General features: G+C 64.9%; 1 pseudogene and 1 other annotated feature. The pseudogene reads right to left on the bottom strand.

Annotated elements, in window-relative coordinates:
• Window positions 1-1,060: pseudogene (locus ACM9HJ_RS30955) on the bottom strand (IS3 family transposase); the annotation flags it as partial.
• Window positions 762-878: a sequence feature (AL1L pseudoknot), on the bottom strand. (Overlaps the previous pseudogene by 117 nt.)
• Window positions 1,061-1,067: the final 7 nt, after the last annotated feature.

Below are 1,067 nucleotides of genomic sequence, written 5' to 3'. Positions count from 1 at the left end.
CCGATTGGCTCGAGCAGGCGTCGGTTGTTGAACCAGTCGACCCATTCCAGGGTGGCATATTCCACGGCCTCGGCGCTGCGCCAGGGGCCGCGACGATGTATGACCTCTGCCTTGAACAGCCCGTTGATCGTTTCCGCCAGGGCATTGTCGTAGCTGTCTCCTACGCTGCCAACCGAGGGTTCGATGCCGGCTTCCGCCAGCCGCTCGGTGTAGCGGATGGACAGATATTGAGACCCGCGGTCGCTGTGGTGAACCAGGCCCATGGCTTTGGCGGGGCGGCGGTCATGGACGGCCTGTTCCAAAGCATCGAGCACGAACCCCGCCTGCGCCGAGGTGCTGACGCGCCAGCCCACGATCTTGCGGGCATAGGCATCGATGACGAAAGCCACATAGACGAACCCTTTCCAGGTCGCGACATAGGTGAAATCCGACACCCACAGCCTGTTGGGCGCGGGTGCCCGGAACTGCCGGTTCACCTTGTCCAACGGGCATGGGAACTTCTTGTCGGGGATCGTCGCCCTGTGCGGCTTGCCACGGATGATGCCCTGGAGGCCCATGCCCTTCATCAGCCGGGCGACCGTGCAGCGGGCGACTTCGAACCCCTCGCGCCCCAGTTGCCGCCAGACCTTGCGTACGCCATAGACCCGCCAGTTCTCCTCGAACACGCGGCGGATCTCCGGTCGCAACGCCGCATCCCGGCGCGCCCGGTCCGACAGCCGTTCCGGATCGGACCGCCCAGCCAGATGATTGTAGTATGTGGATGGGGCGATCGGCAGCACCCTGCAGATCGGCTCGACCCCGTGCGCATCGCGATGCGCATCGATGAACGACACCATCATTTCGACCGGCGGTCGAGCTCCGCCATCGCAAAATATGCCGACGCCTTACGCAGAATCTCGTTCGCCTGGCGCAGCTCTCGGTTCTCCCGCTCCAGCGCCTTCATCCGCTCGGCCATCTCCGTCGGGATGCCGGCACGCCGGCCGCTGTCCACCTCGGCCTTCTTGACCCATTCGTTCAGCGTGGGCGCCGAACAGCCGATCTTGGCCGAGATCGACAGGATCGCCTGC

Origin of the sequence: Niveispirillum sp. KHB5.9, from assembly GCF_048066115.1 — a bacterium.
GTDB lineage: Bacteria > Pseudomonadota > Alphaproteobacteria > Azospirillales > Azospirillaceae > Niveispirillum.
Note: the sequence above shows the minus strand (reverse complement) of the source record. Positions and strands in the feature narration are given on the sequence as shown.